The 22,080-nt window shown below is 53.4% G+C and carries 21 protein-coding genes and 1 tRNA gene; 7 read left to right on the top strand and 15 right to left on the bottom strand.

Features of this window, described 5'->3' with window-relative positions:
- Positions 1–327 precede the first annotated feature (327 nt).
- The 5 genes from IFT57_RS06855 to IFT57_RS06835 all read left to right on the top strand — a co-directional run bounded on the left by IFT57_RS06855 (position 328) and on the right by IFT57_RS06835 (position 4,777).
- Positions 328–1,182, top strand: a complete 855-nt coding sequence (locus IFT57_RS06855; RefSeq protein WP_122531209.1) for a hypothetical protein — start codon at positions 328–330, stop codon at positions 1,180–1,182.
- Positions 1,183–1,219: 37 nt separating this feature from the next.
- On the top strand, positions 1,220–1,921 hold the full coding sequence (locus tag IFT57_RS06850; RefSeq protein WP_122531210.1) for a hypothetical protein: 702 nt from the start codon (positions 1,220–1,222) through the stop codon (positions 1,919–1,921).
- 75 nt (positions 1,922–1,996) lie between these two features.
- Positions 1,997–2,230 (top strand): hypothetical protein, encoded by a 234-nt coding sequence (locus tag IFT57_RS06845; protein WP_122531211.1) that lies wholly within the window; start codon positions 1,997–1,999, stop codon positions 2,228–2,230.
- Positions 2,231–2,320: 90 nt separating this feature from the next.
- Positions 2,321–3,922, top strand: a complete 1,602-nt coding sequence (locus IFT57_RS06840; RefSeq protein ID WP_122531212.1) for a hypothetical protein — start codon at positions 2,321–2,323, stop codon at positions 3,920–3,922.
- 57 nt (positions 3,923–3,979) lie between these two features.
- The gene (locus IFT57_RS06835) at positions 3,980–4,777 is read left to right on the top strand and encodes an SIR2 family NAD-dependent protein deacylase (protein ID WP_342030333.1); all 798 of its coding nucleotides are present in this window, start codon (positions 3,980–3,982) and stop codon (positions 4,775–4,777) included.
- A 15-nt stretch (positions 4,778–4,792) separates the two neighbouring features.
- On the opposite strand, the gene IFT57_RS06830 is transcribed toward IFT57_RS06835, so the two are convergent.
- The 13 genes from IFT57_RS06830 to IFT57_RS06770 form a co-directional block, all read right to left on the bottom strand.
- Complete coding sequence (locus IFT57_RS06830) at positions 4,793–5,284, bottom strand: hypothetical protein (protein ID WP_122531213.1); 492 nt, start codon at positions 5,282–5,284, stop codon at positions 4,793–4,795.
- Between the two features lie 88 nt (positions 5,285–5,372).
- On the bottom strand, positions 5,373–6,554 hold the full coding sequence (locus tag IFT57_RS06825; protein WP_122531214.1) for an AAA family ATPase: 1,182 nt from the start codon (positions 6,552–6,554) through the stop codon (positions 5,373–5,375).
- Between the two features lie 21 nt (positions 6,555–6,575).
- Positions 6,576–7,277 carry a hypothetical protein gene (locus tag IFT57_RS06820; protein WP_192092574.1) on the bottom strand — a complete coding sequence of 234 codons (702 nt, stop codon included), beginning with the start codon at positions 7,275–7,277 and terminating at the stop codon, positions 6,576–6,578.
- Positions 7,278–7,452: 175 nt separating this feature from the next.
- A complete protein-coding gene (locus IFT57_RS06815) occupies positions 7,453–8,001 on the bottom strand; it encodes a hypothetical protein (RefSeq protein WP_122531216.1) in 549 nt (182 codons plus the stop codon).
- 122 nt (positions 8,002–8,123) lie between these two features.
- Complete coding sequence (locus IFT57_RS06810) at positions 8,124–8,483, bottom strand: hypothetical protein (RefSeq protein ID WP_122531217.1); 360 nt, start codon at positions 8,481–8,483, stop codon at positions 8,124–8,126.
- Positions 8,484–8,515: 32 nt separating this feature from the next.
- Positions 8,516–8,923: an aminoacyl-tRNA hydrolase gene (locus tag IFT57_RS06805; RefSeq protein WP_122531218.1), complete on the bottom strand. Its 408-nt coding sequence runs from the start codon at positions 8,921–8,923 to the stop codon at positions 8,516–8,518.
- A 196-nt stretch (positions 8,924–9,119) separates the two neighbouring features.
- Positions 9,120–9,200, bottom strand: a tRNA-Ser gene (locus IFT57_RS06800).
- 126 nt (positions 9,201–9,326) lie between these two features.
- Positions 9,327–10,373, bottom strand: coding sequence for a hypothetical protein (locus tag IFT57_RS06795; protein WP_122531219.1), 1,047 nt, complete (start codon positions 10,371–10,373; stop codon positions 9,327–9,329).
- A 30-nt stretch (positions 10,374–10,403) separates the two neighbouring features.
- Entirely contained in the window at positions 10,404–11,096 is a 693-nt protein-coding gene (locus tag IFT57_RS06790) for a hypothetical protein (RefSeq protein ID WP_192092576.1), read from the bottom strand.
- Between the two features lie 29 nt (positions 11,097–11,125).
- The gene (locus tag IFT57_RS06785; protein ID WP_122531221.1) at positions 11,126–12,643 is read right to left on the bottom strand and encodes a hypothetical protein; all 1,518 of its coding nucleotides are present in this window, start codon (positions 12,641–12,643) and stop codon (positions 11,126–11,128) included.
- Position 12,644: 1 nt separating this feature from the next.
- Entirely contained in the window at positions 12,645–13,535 is an 891-nt protein-coding gene (locus IFT57_RS06780; protein ID WP_192151015.1) for a hypothetical protein, read from the bottom strand.
- A 110-nt stretch (positions 13,536–13,645) separates the two neighbouring features.
- On the bottom strand, positions 13,646–15,652 hold the full coding sequence (locus tag IFT57_RS06775) for a hypothetical protein (RefSeq protein WP_192151013.1): 2,007 nt from the start codon (positions 15,650–15,652) through the stop codon (positions 13,646–13,648).
- The gene (locus tag IFT57_RS06770) at positions 15,649–16,032 is read right to left on the bottom strand and encodes a hypothetical protein (RefSeq protein WP_241032704.1); all 384 of its coding nucleotides are present in this window, start codon (positions 16,030–16,032) and stop codon (positions 15,649–15,651) included. Before IFT57_RS06770 ends, IFT57_RS06775 begins: the two co-directional genes overlap by 4 nt.
- Positions 16,033–16,137: 105 nt before the next feature.
- Here IFT57_RS06770 and IFT57_RS06765 point away from each other — a divergent pair, with 105 nt between their 5' ends.
- Both IFT57_RS06765 and IFT57_RS06760 read left to right on the top strand, forming a co-directional pair.
- Complete coding sequence (locus IFT57_RS06765; protein ID WP_192092578.1) at positions 16,138–17,550, top strand: hemolysin activation/secretion-like protein; 1,413 nt, start codon at positions 16,138–16,140, stop codon at positions 17,548–17,550.
- 136 nt (positions 17,551–17,686) lie between these two features.
- Positions 17,687–21,184: a filamentous hemagglutinin N-terminal domain-containing protein gene (locus tag IFT57_RS06760; protein ID WP_192151011.1), complete on the top strand. Its 3,498-nt coding sequence runs from the start codon at positions 17,687–17,689 to the stop codon at positions 21,182–21,184.
- Between the two features lie 3 nt (positions 21,185–21,187).
- Here IFT57_RS06760 and IFT57_RS06755 read toward each other — a convergent pair whose 3' ends face one another.
- Positions 21,188–21,571, bottom strand: coding sequence for a ClpXP protease specificity-enhancing factor SspB (locus IFT57_RS06755; protein ID WP_122531227.1), 384 nt, complete (start codon positions 21,569–21,571; stop codon positions 21,188–21,190).
- An 11-nt stretch (positions 21,572–21,582) separates the two neighbouring features.
- Entirely contained in the window at positions 21,583–22,077 is a 495-nt protein-coding gene (locus tag IFT57_RS06750; protein WP_192092581.1) for an NUDIX hydrolase, read from the bottom strand.
- Positions 22,078–22,080 lie beyond the last annotated feature (3 nt).

Raw genomic sequence — 22,080 nt, 5'->3', positions numbered from 1 at the left:
AATAGCCTGCAGCCCAACGCACAGGGCAGATCAAGGCCAATCGCTCCAGCCCAGGATATGGGAAAACGAAGGTGGCCCCTTCATTGCGACAGATTGGTGGGGACACAATGCTCCCCTTAAAATGACGTGCGTCGGCAAGAGAGCCCAGCTTCGGCTGGGTTTTTTATGGCCTGGATTTCGGTCATTTACTGGTGACTTTTTGAAAGATCCAAGGCCCGGCCAAACCAGAACCTTGAGTCAAGTGTAGCGCAACAGAGTCCTTCGAAGCAGGGCTTCATGAGTCTTTGCGGGTCGTAAGCAGATACGTGTATTGGTTGAGGATAGATTGTGCTAAAAATCATTTTTCCACTCATTTTTGCCGTGGTGGCCATTCTGCAGGATGCCCATATTTTGGTTGACTATGATGGCTGCACAAAGGACAACCAACTGCTGGCCATCCTGATCTTTCTGGCTTTGGCCACGCTCTCGCGCAAGCTTGTGGTACAGGGTTTTTGGTGGATGCTTATCCTGCTACAGGGGGCTTTTTTTCTGGGCGACACATACATCAGCAATTTCTTGCCAGACACTTGGTCAGCCACTGAAGCCAGGCTTTTCGAAGGCTACCCTCTGATTCAGGTGGGTTCTCTTCTCGCTGTTTCTGGGCTGGCATTTGCAGGCTATATGCGCCGGCAAGTTATGGGGTGGGAGGCGCTCAAGTGCCTACTGGGCATGGTTCTGATCATCATTTCGGCTCAGCTGTGGATCATCGGCGACAAAAATGTCGAGAAATCTCCCTGGAGGGGCTGGAACAGCTATGAGAAAACCGAGCGCATTGTCATGACCAGTCAGGATGGCCAATTTATAGGCAATGACTGGGTTCTCAGAAATACAGACTACGGTCGCACCATGATGGAGCTCAAAAGCTTTTGGGGCTCGTCTGATCACCAGCACTACTTTGTAGCACCTCGACAAGGCTACAGCCATCCGTTTATCTACAAGCTGGTACGTACAGACACCCGGCAAATCATTCTGGAAGCCCAGGCCAGAGACATGGAGTGGGGAGAGGACATGGTGTGGATTTGGGAGTATGTCATGAGCTTCATTCTCGTGTTTTTTGAAACCTTCATGATCACCCATACGCTACAAAACCTGCTCTTGGAGCGAAAGGACTTGCGAAGAACTCGGGATATACGTAATCTGTAATGTTCAATGGCGAACAGAAGATTAGAGATGAAGATCCATGTTGATCATCCGCGAAAAGCCAGATTACTACGACAGCGCCATCGGTTATGGTGTTGACAAAACCGTTGTCTATCAGCGTAAAACACGCGTTGCTGAAGACCCCTCGATCATCCGCGATATCAAGATAGCGCTGGGCAGAGCCGAAGAGCGCAATCCTTTTTTGCGCCGTAGCAAATTCGTACCCTTCCATGTAGGTTTTTGCGGGAAGGTCTACACGGGCGCCTACACCTTTGAAAACACTCTGACCGGAGAGATGAAAGGGTCGCTGTTCCGCGATGATGGCGATCACTGGGAGCGCCGTCACTTCTGGGTCGAGAAGGATTATCCTGCAAGCGAGCTGGACGAGAAGGGGCGCTCTGGACTGTATCTTTGGGATGGAAATCGCCCAGTGACCAAGACGCTTCGTGAGTGGCTGTCCAAGATGCACCAGGGTATTGAGTCGATGGACGTCTTCCTTGAGCACCGCCTGGTCAGTTTTGTTGCTATCGACAGGCAGATCGTATTGGAGCCCTGCCTCAAAGATCTCAATTTTCAACGCATGATGGGGGGCGTCGAAGCTTTCCAAGAGATCATGATGTTCATATCTGGCGTGCTGGGCATGCTCGAACGCGAAACGTCGGTGACTGAAGACAAATACATTGCGCTAAGCAAGGGTTTCGATGCCCGCTCTTTTCGCAAAGATCCAACCAAGCATTTTTGACCCGGCCTGCGGCCACAACACTGACCCATTGGAGGTGACCCATGAGACGTTAAAACCCAACTCTGGAGAAATACCATGTCGCGTACAACGCGCTTTCATTACAGAAAAGGACTGATGCGAGACCGTGCCCGCAAGGAGATCTACGCGGCCAACAGCTGTTCGCACCACGGAGGATGCGGCTACTGCCTGGGCAATCGCACCCATCGCCATGCCCGCGCCAAGCCTGTGGTTGCTGTGGACTTCCAGCAGGTAATGCCTCATGACCTTCACTTTGACACTGATTGGATCCGGGACAGCGATACGCCTTGATCGACCAAGGGGGAGGCCGATTAACCTCCCTCTGGTAGCGCTGGCTCAATCGTCATTGCTACGCTAAGAAAAAAGAAGTGAAGACAGATCATGTTTGATAACACCTCAGAAGCCGATGCCCGAACCCTGCTTGGCGATGCTCTTTACGATGAATTGCGCTATCAGTTCCATGAAGATCTGACCCAGTCAGGCCTGTCTCTGGATATGACATTGGCCGAGCACATCGAGAACCGTGAGTGCCCGCCACAGTCCGCCAGCGCAGCGTTCAAAAACTTCGAATTCAAAAATCTGCTCCGTGACAACACCAGTCACAAGCTCATTACACTGCTGGCGCGTGATGGATATCTGTTCAACCGCCAATACCCCGTTGTTCGCGACTACTCCAGCAAGGAGTTCAGGGAGCACCTTCCTTTCTTTGGGCTTGCCATCAACGATAAGGCTGGCCTTACGGTGGAAGAGCTAAAATACTCATCAGTCGTGCTTGCTGGCCTCCAGTTTGAGTCCCACAAGCTGTTGGCTCAGCTCCCAGAGTTTGCCGAATTTCGGCAGACCTTTCCTCAGATGGATAAGAATCGGGACAACATTGCGTACCTCTACCTATGCACCCTGGGCGATGTCCCCAATGCCGAGGTTTCCCGCCAAAGCCCTGAGCTGGCAAACATGATGGGGCTAAACGCTCAGGGCGATCTTGATCTGAGTCTTTGGGTCAAAGGCGGGCAGGGGCTTACCGAGCTCGCACTTAAAACCTTCCTGGAAGTGAAAAATCCCAATGGTAAGGATAAGGCTTCGCTTCTACTCAATCGCTATGACGTCATGGACAAAAACCTTGCCTCATTGACAGTCTTGCCAGCCCAGATCCTCTACCTGCGCGGAGCGCCGCTTGAAGACATCATGCAGGGGTTGCTCAACAGGGTTCAGGCCATCGCTAGCCACACACTCTCGAAGTACCCGGAATTTGACAGCTATGTGGAATACGCCATCAAACGTCCTTTCATGGCTTTTCCGCAGTGCTGGCCTGAGCTGGGTATCACCAGCGGCGACTTTCTGGGAAAAACGTACGATGATGCTGAGTTGAGTGACATTTTCAACGACACTCAATTTCGCCATGGGTTGGGCCGAAAATTCCACTACAGCAGCCACTACCTGAAACTGCAGGACATCCTGGAGGGCCTGAACAAGGAGGGTGCGGATTTTTTTAATCCGAGCTACTTGCGTCATCAAGGCTTCTATTCGGCTTGTGCTGCAGATTTCTCGACGATCGACGACAAGGCCCTGCAGGATCTTTTCCATACCGCTACCGAGAAGAATCGCGGCGCCCCCATGCTGCTGTTGCCTAACAACCTGGGCAAAGCCAAAGGGGCGACACTTCAATCCACGCTAGTTCCTGTTTGTGAAAAAATCGGGACAGAATTGTTGGCAAAACATCTTTTTTCCCTCTTCAATATTCGAGGAGACCGAGTGCCTATGGTGGACGGCGCCAACTTGGGCGATAAAAAGAACGTTGCGAAAGCATTGTCACAGCACCTTCCCGAGGCCTTCAGCCAGCTTTTCAACTTGATCATGAGCGAAAAGAAGCCCAAGAAGGCCTTGGTTGACCTCATGGTTCCTTATGGCAGGCCTGCGAGAGAGCATTTCAATAAGCTGCCAGGCCCGTCTCAGGACAAGGTCTTTGCCGGCGACCTGGGGTTGTGATTTTCACCCCTCAATTTATGGCATAATTCAAAAAATGACACGAATGAGGGGAGTGATGTGAACATCCTGGCAATCACGGGCGCGGGCTTGAGCGTTGGTAGCGGCCTGCCTACCTACAGAGGCGCTCAGGGGCGCTATACAGCGATTGAAGCTGAATACGGCATGCCGGTTGAGAAGATCGTCTCGGTCGATACGCTGAACAATCGTCCTGAGCTGCTGTGGAAGCATTGGCTCAATATGCATGCTCAATACGCCCAGGCGACCCCCTCAATCGGACACTTCGCGCTCAAGCGCCTTAGCGAAGCGGCCAATGAGTACATGGAGGTTACACAGAACGTGGATGGCTTGTCTCTGAAGACCGGCATCGATCCTCGAAACGTCATCGAGCTCCATGGCTCTGCCCAGCGCTACGTCTGCCAGAAGTGTGGCTTCCATCATCAGCTGGGCCTCACATCAGACATGATCATACCCCCGCGCTGTTACCGCTGCAGGGATCCTGAAAACGCATTTATTCGCCCGGATGTGGTGATGTTCGGCGAGAATGTCGATGAGAACGATATGAATCGCGCCATCGATTACGCCATGAAAGTCGACCTGGTCATCGTGACAGGTACCACACTGGCGTTCCTTTACCTGATTGCCATTTTGGCTGCTGCCGTCGAAGCCGGAGCCAAGGTGATCTACATCGACCCTGAAGCAGATCGAGAACATCCCATGTTCTACACGGCGCCTGATCACGAAAAATTGATCAACGCCACGACTGCTATCCGTTCAACTGCTGATGAGGCGCTCTGCAAGCTCGTTCCCGCGTTGATCGAAGGCGATGTTGCGGCTCTGGCTGAGTTCGGCCTTTAGAGGGTGTGAAGGCCCTTAGAGGGCCTTCAGCAAATCAGCATACTCGTCTGCTGCTGGCTGGTGCTTGATCATCATGGCGGTGACGTCCATCAAACAGACATCCTCGCTTGCAAAAGAGAGGCTAATTTGCGAGTAGTCCTCCACGTCAACCATGGGATCAAACAGAGGCTCATCAGCCCGGATCTCCTCGGGGTGGGCCTGTGCGGTCATGGTCGACAGGATTTCTTCAGCTTGTGATTCAACGTGCCGACTTTCATCCTGGCCGACCTCCAGAACCGAGCCATGTTGAGGCTCCAGACTTTCCTCGCTCGCCATCAGCCCCTGGGCATCCAGGCTCAGCAGATGGGGAATGTAGATGGCGCCGAACAATGGCTCCCCAGTGTCGATATCAATCAGAGAGGGCTGTTCAATACCATCCAGTTCGCTGCGGCTTTTGACCACAAACCGCTTCTTGAAACCCTTGAGCTCAGTGCCTATTGGCAGGGCCAGGAACTGTTGAAGTTTCATATTTTTAAACCTGTCAGTGGATTGTGCCCTGGGGCATAAAAGATTCTGGACGATTTTGCCAATATATTGCTAAGTCGTCCAGCCTTTCTCAAGGCTCAAGTCCCAGGACTGGCTTGCGTGAGGTCTCGTTAATCCGATATTCCACCGATGCCGCCTCGGTCGGCAGTGGCACTTCCCAACGGAACAACATATCCCGAATACCCTCATTCTTGAGGGAGGTGTTGCGCTTGGTGTTGCGTTGGTAGATGACCTTTTCGGGCTGCTCCAAGTACACCAGGCGCACGTCAGCGTGATAATCGTGAAGGAAGTCCAGTGTCTGCGACCTCATTTGAGAGGAGAGTAGTGTGGTGTTCCACACAAAGGGCTCCTTGTTCTGCAGCAGCTTCTTGGCTTTGTCGAAGGCAAAGTGCGTCGCTGCACCGTTATTTTTGCCGTGGCGTAAGCCCAGCTCAGCACGCGCATCATCAACCGATACCACCGGGAGGTTCGGGAAATTCTGACTGACCCAGTGATTTTTCCCCGACGCCGGCATCCCGCACATGACCACGACATCAGAGCCTTTTCGCTCACGGTAGAAGGGGTAGTCGGGTGAAATCGAATCACCCAGCAGGTAGCGCAGTTTGGTATAGGAATCAGGGAACTGCTTGGCAGAGCGCAGACAGCCTTCTTCATCAGCCAGCATTCTAAATAGCTCGATGTCTGCCAGCACGCCAGGTTTGTCGTGGTACACCCGGCCTTCCATGTCGGCGGTAGCCATGGCGCAAAGCATCCAGAGATTCTGCTCGCAGGACAGCTTGTGGATCAAAAATTCGGCTGGCTTTCCGCTGCGCTTGTCACCCGCCAGGGCGAAGAACGGTAGCTGGTGAACCGTAATGATCCTGCAGATCTCTTCGCGCAGGCCAAATGGGACGCCAGCGCGCCAAAGCATGATTCTGGCATCGATCGCACCGCGCTTGGAATGTCCAGGCTGGCCAATTCTGCCGGTGATTTCGTCGATCACCGTCGTGGACGGTTTCGCGATGTCATGCAGCAATGCCGCATAGAACAAAACAAATCGCTCATCTTCACTGGCAGTGTTGTAGTCAGGCCCGTTGATCATTGCCTCCAGCACCATGTTGGTGTGGATGAAAACGTTGCCTTCACCGTGATACTGGGGTTCCTGAGGCGTGTCCTCCAGCAGCGCAAGTGCAGGGATCATCTCGACCAGGGCTTTGATGTCATGTGTCTGGCCGGGGCCAACCACAAGTTTTTGCATGTCTTCGTACTTCATGATTTTTGCTCAATGGGTGCCTTATGGGGACGGAGATCGATCGAAGATGGAGACCTTCACGCCCGGTAACTTCAGCCTCTCGAAGAGGGGCTCGTGATGTTCGAATTGAGGTACAAGCGAATGCTTGCGTTTGTTGAGCTTGTCACGCTGGGCCTCGGTGTTTCTGGGCGCATCTTGCATGTCAAGGTAGAGGATGGCGAAGTAGCCCTGGTCGTAGCCGAAGAAGGCCTGAACTTGTGCTCCGCCGCCGACCATTACCCAAACAGGGCCTTTGTCCAGCGACAGACAGTGATTGTAAACCGATTTGATCTTCTCGTGGTAGCAGTCAATCATCATTTGGCGGTGGCTGATTAATCGATGAATGTCGCGATCGCTGCCATCTTTGAGAAGATGTGAATGTTCATCCACGCAGTAGGGGATTCCGTTATGCTCGGCCAGCATCATGGAATCGCTGAAGTCACAGCGCCCTGCAGGCACCGATACCTCAAGGCCGTATTTGGCCCACATTTCGATTCGTTCGTCGTCGGTTTGCGAAAGCTCTGGATCCGCCAGACCCATTCCCACCAGATGCCTGGCTAACAATTTGGCAGTCTTGATGTCAATCTTGGTGAGAAAATCGATATCCTTCCCGAAGTACCTGGCCATGATCAAAATCTCATCTTGGGGAAGTCCTTTCAGATAGGCTTGCATATCCTTCATGGACAGGGGCTTGGCTTGGGTCATTGGTGCTCAACTTTTTCAATTGTTCTTAGCCAATAATAGCGGCAGCCAGCATTCAATATCCATGGAAAAAGGCGCTTTCGCGCCTAATTCCCCTCACCAGAGACTGCCAGCTTTGTGAGTGAGGCCATCCATGCTCGCTCACATTAATCTGGAATTTTGAGTGATTCCGACGGGGTTATTCGCCGCAATCAAACAGCTTGACGATTTGCTTGCCGCGCTTGTCGATGTGCTTCCATTTGATCTTAAAGGAGGTGCTGTCAATTCCTCCAAACATCGAAGCGTTAGCATGAATTTCACAAAGACCTGTGAGCAGCAAGGTAGCCGCCTCACGCCTTTTCGCAAAGTCCTCCTGCCCTTCGGCTTTGAGCAGGTGGATATCCATGTCCATGCCCATCAGCCTTGCAGCATCCGCATTGCCACCCACATGAAGCCAGATGGCCTCAGATGCCTTGGCATGATCGGGAAAATGCACTTTCCCATCCTCGCCCAGGGTGCGCACCAAAGGTTTCGAGCAATCATGGTTGACCTGATACTCTTCGATAACGCTTTCGCTGAGGCGCAAGCGCCACAGGTCTTTGCTTGCAAACCAATCCGGCAGTTTCCACTCGTACTGCAGTGGCGCGCCTTGTTCAACATGATTGCGCAGATCTTGGTAGTAAGCGTGCACTAGCTCGCCATGGGCAAGCACAGACAATCCTTTGGTCTGTTCACAATCTTTCATCATTTGAAGCAAACTGTCTCTGTCGAGATCCGGCCTGGTATGCCGTGGGAAAGAGCTACAACATTATCGTCACCATAAGGGCAGGGTAAGGGTGCCAGCCGCCCCCTGGAGCAGCTGGCGGTTGATCAGCTGGCCAGTGCGACGGTCAGCAGTTCGTCAAGCTCAGCCAGGACGCTGGCATCCTTGACGTAGCGAGCCCAAGCGTACGGCACCTTGACCTCTGCTTGCTTGAGAGCAGCCTTGAGCGAAGGCTGCAAGCCCTCAAGTACCTCACGGGCATTGCCGCCGTCTTCAAGGTGGCTGGTCTTTTTCCAGTCGGCGCCACGCAAAACGGCGTAGACGACGTAGTCCTTGAAGAATAGTCGAGGCAGCTTGTTGCCGTACTGGTTGCGCGGGATGCGCAGGTTTTCCGGGTCGGTGAGCATGGCCTTGACGTCAGCGATCAGAGCTTTGCGGGTTTGGGTGAACGGGGTGAAAGTAGTCATGGTGATTCTCCGGTATTTTAGATTTTTGGTTGTTAGAGGCATTGGAATTTTTTGGTAACTTCCCGGCATTCGGCTTTCGTGCAGGGGCCAATCCCCAATGCCGTAATGATCGGAGAGCCATCGAAGTGAGGCAGTAGGATGTGGTGCTTGTCGACCACCAAGGCGCAAGGAATCCCCAGTTGCCGAATTTTGGCAAAGGCGGTAATCAGCTGTTGCTGGTTCTTGGCTTTGAGGGTGACTTTTGAGCCGCCGTGCGCAGCAATCCTATAGCGTTCAGCACGCTCTGGATCCATACGTTCAGCAATTTTGAGGCTGTCACCATACGCGTGACCCGTCTGAGCTGAGAGCTTGCCAGAAGGCATCTCCAGAGACATGGGAATGACGGCGTATTGGTAGAGATGATCTTCATCAGCCACTGGCATGTCGTCAGCCAGAGCCAAGGCAAGATCCTTGGGGGAGATCGACTCAAGGTCGATATTTGCAAACTTGTCCGTTTCCGGATGCGGTCGGTTCCGTACGCAAGAGCTACAAACGTTTCATGGTGGCTTTCTCTTCAGTTGGTGGCCTCTCTTAGAGGGGAGACCAAGCCTCTTCACTTCAATGTACCACCGCCATACATGGCGATGCTAAAAAATTTGGTGATCACAGCGAGACTCGAACTCGCAAACCTTCCGGGTTAGCACCCCGGCTGCTCTAACCAATTGGAGCTATGTGACCAGTGATTCCAATATTACCAGGCGTTGATTTTATGTCAATAGATCGCAAAGGCGATTTTTGATATTTTTTTGAAATCGTGTTTTTTTAAAGCAAATTCAATAGGTTGCGTAGAGTTGATAGGGACTTTCAGGCAAGATCTGGTGTGGGTGTTTCAGCCATTAGGTCAACGACAAGCTTTCTGGCTTCTGCTGGGCTCATTATGTCGAAATTCACGGAGTGCTCGGCCTTTATGCAATCCAAAGGTGCGAGCCATGCGCCACTGACGTGAGCTCTATTCACCCATCTGAGCAATTTCTTCAGGCTTTGAATGTTCTTGGCGTGACGCTCAATCCGAGCCTTAATGGATTGAATTTTATCGTCCATGCACTTGGTGAAGCGAGGATCGTCCTGCTTGATGATGACGTGGTAACGCTCGTTTCCAGATAAGTTAGGATTATGGTGCGGCCCTAATTCAGACGGGAGCAGCTGTAGGACTGATCCGTCCATGTGTCGACCCAAATCTTTCTGACTACCCGCGATAGCCTGTCTGTGCCGCTTGATAGCCCACAGAAGGCCGGCAGGTGATGATTCAAGAGGAGGCAGGTATGAGCCACCGCACTCCATCCGCGCTGGATAATTCTGCTCAAGACAAGCCAGCTCGTAACGACGGTCTTCACTCTGCAGCAGACCTTCGTGGCACCATTTCTTGAATTTCCATGAAGCGAGATCTTCCCGGTGTTTTTTCAGATTTCCATCAGCACCAAGGACGTTTCGGTGAAAGCAGATGGAGCAAAGACCGGTAGGTTTGGGGGATTTACCGGATGACATCTGGAACACTTTGGGCACAATGCCAAGGTTGCTGATCAGGTATCGCTCTGCACAGCCCTCTGGGGCTTTGAGGGAGATCGTTGGAGAGCCCTTGCCCTCGAACGAGGCCGTACTGAAGATTATGTCGAGGATAGCCTCGTCTGGATGCCCTGGCCTCTTGAACACTTTAATCCCACGAATTGGATAGCTGGCGGGGGCCTCTAAAGAATCAAAAAATTCCAGAGAGGCCGCATCCTCGGCTTGTGCACGAAGGGTGGGTGATTCTGGATACTGGCTGCTGAAGTGACCCATATCAGTTTTCAGAACCACCTCTGTGATCAATCCGAAGGATTTGACGACTTCGATGGCGGTGATGCAAATGTCCATGGGCGTATCCTGCTGATTGACCATTTGAAATCAAAATGTATTGGACGGCTTATTCACAATGGCCAAGAAGGGGCCATCGTTGCTTTGATAGAGACCAAGCCAGGTAGAGCGACCAGGGCCATCGAAACGAACGAGAGAGCTCACTGTCGGGTCTTTGAAGGTGTATTCACCACCCAGGCCACCCGAAGCCATGACCCACTTTCGGTAGACAGGGTTTGCGCCGGCAATGAAAATAGGCATAGAGCCGACCCTCTTTGCAGCAATGCCCACTTCTCTCAAGAAGGCGGACTGGCCGTCCCCTCTCAGTTTCTTAACGGCAAGAATAGTCAACATGTCACGATTCATGCCCCTGGTGCCATAGTAACCGACGAGGGTGACATCTGATACTCCAGCCTCCACATAATGGGCTGGAACCTCAAGATATTGGTTGTACTTGTGGCGCAGGTCATCATCCAATGCTCGCAATAGACACCAGCCCATATGGGAGACGCACATTGACTGTGAGCTGCTCCGTGACCACTGGTCTTTTACGCTCAGCATTTGCTGTATGGGGGCGTAAGTCACCAGGTTTGGAGTTTTCACATCTTCACGATGGAAGTTAAAGCGCTGGGAGTCTTTTATCGGATGGCAGATGTATAGCGCTGCTATTGAACAAAGCGTGCAGAATATAAACGCGCCATAGCCATATTTCTTGATGAATTGGTAGCTTTTTTCAGTCTTCATGGTGATCAAAACCCTGTCCCAAAGGGCCTCTAAAGGCCCACGTTAACCGCAACCACTGCATCCCGCATTTTGGAAGAAAGGGTCTGCATCTGCGCCGGAGTAATGGCGATCAAGCTCGCCAAGCGTTTGATCTGGCTCACCTTGGTTACAGCTGCAAATGCCTTCTCACCGATGGCTGGATATTGGCCGATCGACGCCATTGCACGCTCAAGATTTGCATTGCCACCTTTGTCCAGAAAGGTCATCACTGCGGCCAAGCTTGCATCCTCACCAAAGAGGTGATTGAGACGCTTACGCTCGAACCCGTAATGCCATTCGTTCTTGGTCATCATATCGTTGATGATGGCGCGAGCCGGCTCAAAGTCTTTTACACCCTTGAACCATTTAGCCGTGCAAGTTCCCCATTTGCGCGCAATGTGCAAAGGATCGTACAGGTCGGGATATCGCTTAGCCAAAGAGACCAGCATGCGGTCGCCAAGGTTTGATCCTGTGCGGTTCCTAGAGATCAGTGAGTCGCGCCAAAGAGTGTTTGACCAGTGATCTCGTTGCTCTTGTGTCTCAATAACTCGGTAGTCCCACCCCAAAAGATCGCCAGTGGTAAGCTCGAATTCAGCCCACAACTCAGGGCAGTCCCACAAGATGTTCATCAGCATGAGGCGCTTGTAGGCCAGCTCGATAGGGGTGACTACGCCGGCATCAAGTTTTTCACTGTAAGCGTCCATGATGTCCGAGCAGCGCTGAGCCACAAGTCGAGGGCTGATGCCCGCATGCTTAGCCAGCGGGACGGCCTGTGCCATGATCTGCCCGAAGATGCGACTTTGTGTGAAATCATATTTTTCGGCCTCATTGCGAAGGCCTGCAAATGCCGATTTCCAGGCGTCGCCCTCATTAAAGCTGATGAGCGCCTGCACATTTTTTGCAGTGATCCTGTCATTCAAGTCTGGCGGAAGTTGAGCCCCACTGTAATGAGAGAAAATCACTGCTGATGCGTAACAATGTACTTCCCGAACCTCATGTAAACGTCCGTCCGCAAGGGGGAACAGTGGGTTATCCATCAGCCCCTTTGACCAGATCGCATGAAACGCACCGGTTTCGATAGCTTTTTTTAACCTATTGAGCAGGCCTGACAGGTCAAAAACCGAGTGCTCCACCAGGACGTTATTTAGGTTGGCACCTGCTACCAGATCCATGATGGGGTAGGAATTATAGCGCCGCTCGCCTGTTCGTGAGTTTCGAAACCACAGATAGCGGAATTCGTGCTGGGTGGATACACCCAGCGAGGCCATTTGCAGGCCCATGGAATCCAAGACACCACTTTCTTTCCAGCCTTCCAAAGTTCTTCGGTTAAGGTTGCGCTCGTACAGCGATTGGCCAATCACCTTTTCTGGCTGCGAGGTCGAATCAAAGCTGTCGTTGGGGATGACTTCACCCTCATCAGTGTAATCAAACGGTAGCAACATCGATTGAAGACCTGGCACAACCTTGCTTTTGAAATAGCCTTTAGGTAGCCCTTGGCCAAACCACGTCACAAACGCACTATTTTTCATTTCAGATAGCCTCAAGCTCGGTACGGGCCGCTTGAGACAAGTCTGTGCTGGCCAGCAGGGATTGCAGGATCTCATCGGAGGGTGTCCGATCTTCGTGCAGGATCAGCGGAAACTGGTTCAGGGCAGCCAGGTAGGGGCCAACCTCTTCCATTTCCTCGTCGAACGGCAGCGTAGGGTCGATCTTGCACAACAGATCAATGATGTCCTTGTCGGTTTCGTAGGACAGATCATGATGCGGCAGCATGTCTTCGAACATGCCAGGATCGGTGCAGGTATCCAGGACAAGTCCCCGGTGCCCAGGCACGTTGGGCAACACGCCCAGCAGAGGGCCGAATTCATTCAGAAACACGAAGGGTGTACCGATAGCTTTCAAGCGCGCCCAGTTGTTGCTTCCGCGCTTATCCAGCCAGTCATCGTTACCCCACAAAAGGGCCAGATCTTCGATGCTGCGCGGCTGGTGGATGCTCAAGCCACCGCCTTCCAGAACACGGGTATCCTCGATCACCTCAATCGTTTCGAGGGTGTCCGCAACGCGCTTGGACAGGCGATCGATGTCATAGGAGTATTCGGCCAGTACGACGCTGATCTCCTTGATCGATTGATAGGAGAGGATGTTGCGCAGCTCTACCGGCAAATAGCGCTTTTTGTCTTCAAACCAGGCCAGCGCTTTGTAGGCACTGATGCCAGAATCCGTGAAATCGAGATTGAACGGCTTCGTTTCAATTTGCTGCAAAAGGCTCGATAGCAGCCAACGCTGATACTTGCCCTTCGGGGTAGGGTCGCATTCACGGACGTAGGCGTCAAAACCCTCGAAACTGAGCTTCAGACCCTGGTGCTTGACGGCACTGTCAAAGGCAGCGCGCTTGGTTGCTTCAAAACTGCGGTTGGTCATGATGCTCTCCTGATTTGTACAGGAAAGATTACCCTGGCATGTCAATATATGCAATAACCGCGATTAGTCAAATTCACACCATTCGCGGTTCGCAGGGCCCTTTCTAGGAGTCATAGACCCAAATCAGCCGCCATCATCGCATCACGACCGCTGGGCTTGGCTGCTTGCATGAAGACTTTATCCTGACCTTGCTGAGCAAATACCTTACGGGCTGCCAGAATACCCTCTTCATAGGTTAGGCAGGTGGCGATATCGATGGGCCCAAGCGTGAAGGTCTCGATCAGCCGCTCCCAAGCACGGTTGATGAAAGGCGAATCGCCAAAATCGAACGGCATCAACTTTTGCAAATAGGTCAGAGCCTCCATGAGCTTAACTCGATCTTCAACAGGGCAGAGGGCAGTACGGTCGCCTCGCGCTTTGAACTCCATCATCAACTGATTCACTTTGCCATGGTGTTCCTGCGAAGGATCGCTCAACTCAGGCCAGAAAACCTCAGCAGTATCGTACAGCCGGTCAAAGGTGCTGTATTGGACGCTTGGCATCCGGGAGACAATGTCGAAAACATGAAGCATGAAGTTGTTTGCCAAAACGTTCGGCTCAGTTTTACCACCGCTTCCGAATTTTTCCTTGGTGTAGGGCATCTCATTGACGTAACGATCAAGCGTTGATGCACTGATCTTGTGGGTCATCTCATTGAGCGTGATAGCGCCTGCAATGTCCTTTTCCCGGTAGGCGGCGAGCATCCGATCGAACACCTGCTCGCTGAATGCTGCGTCATTGCGCTTGCACAGTGTTTTGAGGATTCTGCGGTAAGGAGAGCGACCAGTGTCCAAAGGCTCAGTCAAAGCCTGCTTGGAAAGCAATGAGGTCAGCGATTCATCACTCATGACTGCATTGATTACATTTTGAGTATGGCCCAGCATCAGCGCGGCCCTGACAGCAGTATCCAAGGGCATGAAGGATTCGCGCACCAAAGTGCGAACCTCTGCAAAAGCAGATTCTGAAATCGCACCTTCAGGATCTTGCGGCTTGGCGCGCTTTTTCCATTGATCCGCAAGGGCGCGGTCTAGGGGGAGTCGTTCATCTTCCGCCACCAGGGTGGCGAGCTGCTTTCCATCAAACCCTGCATGGTTGACGACATGGCTAACGGTCTCTTCGAGCAGGATCAAGGGCTTGATAAGATCCAGCGGGATCAGGCCGGTACGAAGAACTTGCTCCAACGCCCTTAGATGCCCGTAATTTTCAGTCAGATTGACACTGGCAAAATCGACCATAACCTGACCAATGGATGCGGCGCCCTTCACCTCAAAATCAAGGAATTTCAGATTCTTGAGCGCCTGTTGAACCACTGAGGGGTCACTCTCTGGCTTCATCCCCCCAATCAGCAATTTGAGTAGAGGCAACTGACGAAACTTAGAGTGCGACAGATCCCTCGTTGCGCGCTCAAAGAGCGACAGATCAAAATGTTCTGTTCCATGTAGCCAGGACAAGAGGTTGATATCGACGTCTACATGAGACGTTGCTCGGCGACCATTGTTTCGTTCGGCAAGCTGAGCATCGATAACCTGAGTGATTCGCTCGGCAACTTTGTCCAATGGGTAGCCCAGATAACCCAGGATAGGAACCATGGGCCCATGGTCGTCCAGCGTCATTGCCGGCGCCTGTGCACTAGGGTGCAATGGATCGTACCGTACAAAATTATCGCTCAGCAGCCTTCTGGCCTCAGGCATCAGCTTCAGGTATTCGCGAAAGAACAGCCTGACTCCTCGCGCTTCATCTGAATCGTTTGGGTAGCGCGCACTGTCCACGCCGAAGCGCTCATCCAGAACTCCAGGGTGATCCTTATGGAAATTCTGGTTGTCAGCATGCCGCCAGACGCCCGTGAGTGCACCTGCCATGGCAATCTTGCGCAGTGCGCACAGGGAGGGGTCGGCCTGAAAATAACTCGTAATGGCTTCCGCCAATATGGTCGATTGACGATCGATCATGAACCCCATCGTGCGGGCAAACCGCGTGTCGTCCAGACCCATGGCGGTGATATAGCCCACCGGATCCTGCTCGAACCTACGCTCAAGCATCAGGCCAGTAGCCTTCTCCAGCTCTTCACCCAAATTCATGGAGCCAGGCTCTCACTAGGGAGTTCGCGCTTTTTATACAGCGTCTTGAGTACATTGGTGGCGCCCACCTCGACGCGCAGCTCATCCAGCTGTTCGACGGTCATTTCAGAGCAGGCCATCTTGAGCAGGCGAGGGAGCTCGTCCAGGGGGCTCTGCCACAGATATCGACTACCTATTTCTTCACCACCACGGGTCACCGTGGCCTTGACGTAGATCCCGGAGTTGAGGGCTTCAAGGGTTTCATCGCCACAATCCCAGGTGTCACCTTTATCACGGTAGGTGAACACAGTGCCAAAGATCGCCACATCATCTTTGCGCAGTAGAGCCGTGTTGATCACGCGAGACAGGTGATTCATGGATTCAGATCGAGTGTTTTGCATGGGTTCTCCCAAACGCTTCTTTAAGCGGTTTACGTATATATTGTCATGGTCTCACGATCATGGTAGAAATAACCATCCAAAAATACCAATAGTCGGAGTTTTCAAATGCGTGTCCAGGCCCTTCTGGCGAGTGCCGCCCTTACATTTGCCATCGCTGCGCAGGCGGCTCCTCTGATCGAGGGCAACACCCTCATTTCCAACGATGTCATCAGCCACCACTTGGGCACTGCAAAGCCCAAGAATGTTGAAGAGGCTGCGCGCATCATCGTCGGTATTTACGATCAATATGGCTATGTCGGGGCCAAGGCTTCGATTGAAGGCGACAAAATCAGGATCATTGAACCTGGGGCCAGCATCAAAGGGGACTACGACAATGCCTGGCTGAACGAGAAGGGTGGAGTCATCGAGGTCGGCACTATTCAGAATTCCATGATGATGGCGGATGTGGCCAACCGTTTTGAGGTGCTTGATGTCACCGTCGGCAATCTGAAGCCAGATGGCACTGTGGATGTGGATGTCAAACGCAGCAAGGCCACCAAGCCTTACGAGGCTTCGATCAACTACAGTACCTACGGCCAAGAAACCAGTGGTCGCGACGTGGTCACTCTTGCTGGCGCCACCCACGTTGGCGGCGGCGTCCGTGTCGATGCCTCCATCAGTCAGAGCGCTGCAGATCTTCGTTCTGAATCAAAGGGTGGCGAGTACCGATCTGCGACCATTGGCGCACGCAAGGCCACGCCTTATGGCGAGGTCTACGGCTCATACAGCAACACACACAACGAGATGGGTGGCAAAGAGGCCTCCTACTACGACTATCTGCTGGCAGGCGACACACAACGCGCCACGCTGGGTCACAGGGTCATGGTAGGTGGCAACACTACCCTGCAGAACAGCCTGGTGTGGACACAGCGCGATCTGGACTTCGGCCTGTTCAACCTCAACGAAACCCAGGATTACTTCGCCTGGAACAGCCGCATGCTCTACAGCATGGGCAACCATCGTTTCACAGTGGGTGTGAATCAGGGCCTTGGCGGTAAGAATGACTACAATCTGGTTCCATTGCTCGGCTCCTTCAATGCCCATTTCACCTCAGGTCAACTGGGGTACGGCTACTCATCAATGCTGCCGGGTGGCGTCGTAGGTGCATCTGTCTCTGCAAACGCTTTCGCAGGTACTCGTGACATGCCCTCGGCTGAGCGTATGTCAGTGGGTGGCCCAGGCCGTGGGTCTTCGCACGAGAACGGAGTGGTTTCTGGCACCAAAGGTTACTACGGGGAAGCTCGACTGTATGGGGTCAAAACGCCACTCGCCGATTTTGGCCTCAAACCCTATCTGTCGGTCAACGGATCTTCAGCCACCAGTACGCTGGGTGACGATATCTCCGTCTATTCCGCAGAAGTGGGGGTTGTTGGAAAGTGGGACAAAGTTTCCGGCTCGGTCAACTACGCACGTTCACTCAAGGTTGAAAATCTTGATCGAGATGAGCGTGTCAACATGAGCCTGGGATATCAATTCTAGCTTTTCCAATAGCAAGTGGCCGGCTTTAGCCGGCTTTTTGTTGTATATTGCAGGCAAAACATCGACAATTGCCTTAGCTGGTCGAAACAGACCCACTCCCAAAAATAATAAACAGGCTTAGAAGCCAGGGGACGTCATGAAATTCAGGCTTAATCCGCTTGCGTATCTCATCATGCTTGCCATTTCAAACTCCATTGCGCCGGCACATGCTGCCGACGAAATTCCGCTTCCTGTCACCACTGCTTACCCTGACGCTCTCAAGGATCAACTTCCGGACTTCGATCATGCTGCCGGAAAGGGTGTCACGTTTGAAGGCCCTGGATCGACCTACACCGGCACAACACCGCCGCCACCAGCGCTAGATGTGAACACAACCGAAAAAAACACCCTCATCAACTGGGGTGGGCGAGGATTTGATGTCGGCGCTGACGCCACTGTCAATTTCAAACCTGGAGTTAGCGGTACCGCCATCCTGAACTACGACACTTCGGGGAACATGTCGATCGTCAACGGCGGGGTAAACGCCAATGGCGCCAAGCTTTTTCTGGTCAACCCTGATGGTATCTCTGACACCTCTGGGTCTTTCACGGCCCTGATCGCCAACGATGCCGAAAACGTGACTTTGGGTAACGATGGTCGCCTGCGTATCAAGAATGCCGGCGACCGGATCTATGGCAGCGTCAGCGGCCCCGTTGATACCCAGCAGGATCTTACGGTTGACTTGGTAAACGGCTCAGTGGTTAACACGAGCAACATGATTTTTGGCGGCAACAACACGACCATCAACATCAGCAACCCTGATAGCGGCAACAACTTGATCAGCAACACCCAGTTTGCAGCCAATCAGACTGAGATCTCGGCCAATAAAGGCTCTGCAGCTACCTTGCAGCTTCAGAAAACCAGCGGGGGCAACCTGACTGTAAATAATTTTGACGTCACTGAGGTTTCGGGCCAGACGGATCTGAGCAATGTCACGGTGAACAACCCCTCGGTGCTGTCGACGTTTCGTTCTGCATCAGCAAACGGAGAACTCAACAACATTACGGTTAACAACGGCTCAGTGGATCTGGTTCAATCCGGAGGGACGCTGGTCATCGACGGTTTGAAGCACAGCACCTACATCGGCAACTTTGAAGCCGAGGTGTCCCATGGTGCTGTCCTGGACATCCGAAATTCCAGCATCACACTCAACAGTGATGGTGACATCGAAGACAGCGATAGCCTCCCGACGGCAGCGCTTGAAGAGCGCGAAATTGGCAACAGCGCCCTAGTCTCTACCGATACTGGTGGTGGCGTCATATCGATCACTAACTCGGCCATTCTAGCCGAAGGCAGTATCTATTTTGAGGATGATCAGAAGGTTGGCACCCTCAATCTGACCAACACCGACCTGCTGGTGCCTGAAGGCAACGTCATGGTTACTCCCGGCACGAAGATCACCATGAGCAACGGCTTTGCGCTCGACTCAGACTTCGATCCAAGCGGTTACACCCGTGGCGTTATCGTTGTCGACACCGCCAAGACCGAAGGCAAGATCGACGCCGGCAAGCAGTACTACAAGGTCGAACAGGACTACAGTAACTTCTCAAGCGACAAGACCATCAAGTTGGCCTTCAACCAGATCAACGCATCAGGCGGTGGCGCAATGGAAAACCGCTCTGAGTTCGAGAGCGCTGCTGCAAACCCGGCCCCACCGGCAGATATTCCCAATACCGGTGATGGCCAGGAGGCAGATCCTCCCGTCGTCGACATCCCAGAAGTGCCATCCGATGGAACTGATCCAGCCCTTCCCGGCGATGATGGCTCAGACACCGATCCAGGCACAGGGGAGGATGACGGCTCGGGCACTCAGCCAGGCGATGACACCACAACACCCCCTGGCGGCGATGAGACCACGCCTGGCACGGGTGGTGGCGTGACAACACCAGGCACAGGTGAGGGTGGGACAGGTACCGATCCTGGAGGCGACGGAACTACTGAGCCAGGCGATGGCGATACTGGAACAACACCCGGTACTGACCCAGATGATGGATCAGGTGATGATGGCTCTCAACCCGGTGAAACTGACCCAGGCACTGATACCGGCACCGATCCAGATGATGGGACTGGCGGTTCTGATAATGGCGGAACTGATCCGGCACCTACGCCTGGTGATGGCGAAACAACAACGCCTGGTGAGGGCGACACCGGCACAACGCCAGGAACTGATCCGGATGATGGAACGGGTACAGGCGGTTCTGACGAAGACGGCACCGACCCTTCACCAACCCCTGGTGAAGGCGACACGGGCACCACACCCGGCACTGATCCAAACGACGGGGCGGATCCTGCTCCTACCCCTGGCGAGGGCGAGACAGGCGCTACTCCAGGCACCGATCCAGACGACGGGACTGATCCTGCCCCTACGCCTGGAAATGGCGAAACAACCACGCCGGGCGAGGGCGGTGCAGGCACCACACCTGGCACTGACCCAGGGAATGGAACAGATCCTGTTACTACCCCAGGTGATGGCGAAACAACAACGCCTGGCGGTGGCGACACAGGCACTAATCCAGGCACCGACCCTAATGGCGGAACAGGCGGCGCGGACGATGGAGGAACGACTCCCGTGCCTACCCCTGGAGATGGCGAGACAACCACGCCAGGTGAGGGTGAGACCGGCACTACGCCTGGTACAGATCCTGTTGGCGGTGGAACCACCGAGCCAGGAGCACCTGATACAGGCACGACACCTGGAGCTGACCCTGATCAAGGCACTGGGGAAGGGACTGAACCAACAAACCCTCCAGAAACAGATCCTGATAGCGGGACTCCCGCCGAACCCGGTGCGGGTGATACGGGAACACTTCCAGGAAGTGATCCGGATGAAGGTTCTGGCAGTGGTGGCTCAGAAGGCGGCTCCACAACCCCTGTGACTCCACCAGGCGGAGGTTCGACGACCGAGCCCGGCACTGGCGAAGGTACGCCGGAAACGGATCCTTCGAGCGGCTCAGGTGGATCAGGGGGCAACGACCCGGTGACAACTCCTGGCGCCGATCCTGCACCGGGTGACACTACCTCGCCTGGCACAGGTGCTGGTGGCTCAGAATCGACTCCAGGCACACCTCCGGGACAGGGTTCTGGGGAGTCTGGATCAGGTGGAAGTGATTCTGGATCTGGTTCAAACCCGGCTCCAGATCAAGACAATGGCACACTTCCTGATGACAGTACCCCAGGATCGACACCGGGTGTAGGTGGCAATGGTGGTGAATCTACACCGCCTGGCTCAGGGGAATCTGGCCCTGTGACTGGGCCAGGAGAAGGCGCAGGTTCGACCAGCCCAGGCAATGACGGAAGCGTTACTCCACCAGGGAATGGCGGGTCATCTACGCCAGGTACCAGTGCAGGGGGTGAGGCGGGTAACTCTTCAGGGGCTCCTGGTCATGGCAATGGCGCCCATCCAGGTCAGGGCGGTGCCGAGGCTGATGAATCCGTGAATCAAGATATCATCGACCGGGAAAACACTGATCCTCTCATCGACGAATTGCTTGAGTCTCCCGACAACAAGCGCCTGTTGTTCGATGAGAAGTCCAAGGAGTGTGAGGACGCCGATAGCTCGCAAGGTTCCAGCTGCGAGCAGATCGAAGTGCTTTAAGGCTCAGCTCACGACGGTCAGAAATGGCCGTCGGTGTAACTCAACAGGTGGAGGGGCGAATTGCACAGTGAAGCTTTCGCCCCTTTTGCTTTCCTTCCCGCAAATGGAATAAACCGCTTGCGCAGGGATGCGAATGGTCTGGAATGTCCCTCCGAACGCAGCCATTAGGCTAATCATCGAGGTTTCAACATTGAAGGCCAACCCTGTGACCATCTCTTTTGAAATGTTGAGCGTAAGCTTACCCTCGCGTGCGGTTTGTTCTTTTGGAGCCTTGACTCCGGGATAGTCAGTTGAAAACGTCAGGAATGGCGATTCCCCCTTGCTCAATATCCACTCATACAATGCTTTGAGATGGTGGATGCGAAAGTCACTATCTGGGGGATTCATGATGCAGGATCCTAGTAGAAAATGCCGTTGGCCAGCATGTAGGTGATCGCCGACAAGGTGTGGCTATCAGTAATTTTACCTGATGCGACAGCAGTCAACAGCTCATCAGGTGAATATTTCACCACCCGCTGAACCTCGCCATCAGTTTTTTTGGTCACCTGCCGGGCGCCGATGCCTGCAAAGAGCAACATATGACTTTGAATGATGGAATTGTTGGTGTGGAGAATACCCAGTTTAACAAGCTCATCAACCTCAAAACCCATCTCCTCAAGGGTTTCGCGGCGCGCTGTCCTTTCGATTGATTCCCCCAGGTCGTGCTTGCCGCGAGGAAATTCTGTGGATACCAATCCAATCGCCTTTCGAAATTGCTCAACCAGGCAGTAGTTGCCTTCGGCATCACGCGGCGCGACCATGGCACCGTTGCATTCAAAGGGTTCAGCAACAACGAAGTGGCCATCTTTGTCGATGACGTTGAAAATTCGGTTGGCGTGCAGGATTTCGTACATGGC

It is taken from the genome of Pseudomonas sp. CFBP 13719, from assembly GCF_014842095.1.
Taxonomy (GTDB): domain Bacteria; phylum Pseudomonadota; class Gammaproteobacteria; order Pseudomonadales; family Pseudomonadaceae; genus Aquipseudomonas.
This window is presented reverse-complemented; position numbering and strand designations above follow the sequence as displayed.